Genomic DNA, 1772 nt, shown 5'->3' with positions numbered 1-1772 from the left:
TTGTAGGCTCATCCATCACCAGGATTCGCGTATCGGCATGAATTGCACGGGCGATTTCAACAAGTTGTTGGTCGGCGATCGACAATGTACCGACCAGCGCGTGCGGATCAAATGTGACGCCAAGTCGCTTTAGTACAACCTGCGCGCCTTCGGTCATTGCCTTGTGGTTTACAACCCCGCATCGACGAATTTCTCTACCCAGGTAGATGTTCTCGACCACGCTCATATTCGCGCACAAGCTGAGCTCTTGATAGATAACTGAAATGCCATGGCGCTTCGCATCGTTCAGGCCATAGTTTCGAATATCACATCCATCGATTCGGATAGTGCCACTGTCGGCTATATAGGCTCCCGACAGGATTTTCATCAGAGTGGATTTTCCGGCGCCGTTTTCGCCCATTAGCGCGTGGATTTGTCCGGGAAAAATACTAAGGTCGATGTCATGCAACACGCGTACGCCATTGAATGACTTGGAGATGGAACGCATTTCCAATAGAGCAGGAGGAGGACTTTCAGATCCAGTACTGAGCATAGCGGTTGACTCCTTATCTGCCGATTTGAGAAGCAGTGAAACCTCTCATCGGTGTTCTTGTTCGACAAACATAGTGCAAAGGAAAGCGCTTGCGCAAGCGCTTTCCTTTGCTCGGGAGGGAAATTGAAAGACCTAGGAAAGCGCTTGCGCAAGCGCTTTCGTCTCGGCTATGCTTTTTTCGACAGCGTCCCTGCGTCCCGTTAACGGTCCGCTACGTGGTCGTAAAAATAATAAAAAAGGAGTGCCCGGCTATGCTGCATAGCGGATTCCATCGTCTCGCCTCACCCGCTATCGGTGCGCAGCGCACCTCGCTGGGTCTTCCTCGATATTGCGCGCCTGTCCTTGCACCGATTCCTGGAGCTTGCGACACATTTTCTCGTCGTGAGCTTTACAATGGCTTACTGCCGGGCATGGTCCCGGCGCTATCCATGAATTCACGTGAGAAAGGAGTGGTACACAGTGGGCGCAAAGATGAGTGATGTCGCGCGGGCCGCAAACGTATCAATGTCTACGGTATCCCATGTACTCAACGGTACTCGCAAAGTACATCCGGACACCGTTCGTAGCGTGAATCAGGCTGTAGAGTCCGTAGGCTATATTCGAAACTCGCTCGCTCGGTCTCTGGCACGCTCCTCTTCAGGTGCTATAGGGGTAGCGATTGCTACGCTGTCAAACTATTACTTCAGTGAAACAGTACGTGCCATCGAAGCGGCATGTGCGAAAAACGGCTTGATGATGATTCTGGTCAATACGCAAAAAGATCCCGAACAAGAGCTTAAAGCGATCAAAGCGCTGCATGAAAGACGGGTTGACGGCATTGTACTGGCCTCGGAATATGATCCAGAAAATAGAGTATTTAATTACTTAAAGGCCAACAAAATACCCACGGTTCTCATCGACCGACTTCTGTCGACGTCTTTCGATCAGGTGGGGGTAGAGAATAAGCAATCCTCTCAAGAGTTGATTGCACACTTGATTAAACTTGGACATCGGCGTATCGGGATGGTCTCCGGACGATTGACCCAGTCTTCTTCTCTTGAACGAATTGACGGTTACCGTGCGGCCTTGGCTGACGCAGGCATTGCCTACGATGAGCAATTGGTTTGCTGTGGTGAATCGGCGATTGCGCCGGCCATGGAAGCGACTCGCCGTTTATTGGCGCTGGAGCAGCCGCCGACCGCCATCATGACTGCCAACAACCTGATGACCATTGGTGCTATGCAGGCCCTGCGTGCAGCAG

2 protein-coding genes are annotated in these 1772 nt (G+C 51.6%); one reads left to right on the top strand and one right to left on the bottom strand.

From position 1 onward, the window contains the following. The coding region (locus tag AC1DU9_RS29755; protein ID WP_477811263.1) for an ATP-binding cassette domain-containing protein at window positions 1–532 on the bottom strand (532 nt) is incomplete at its 3' end. 459 nt (window positions 533–991) lie between these two features. On the opposite strand from AC1DU9_RS29755, the gene AC1DU9_RS29750 reads away from it, so the two are divergent. After that, a partial coding sequence (locus AC1DU9_RS29750) for a LacI family DNA-binding transcriptional regulator (protein WP_477811262.1) occupies window positions 992–1772 on the top strand: 781 nt, incomplete at its 3' end.

Source organism: Pseudomonas sp. P4_C1, assembly GCF_056402155.1.
This window is presented reverse-complemented; position numbering and strand designations above follow the sequence as displayed.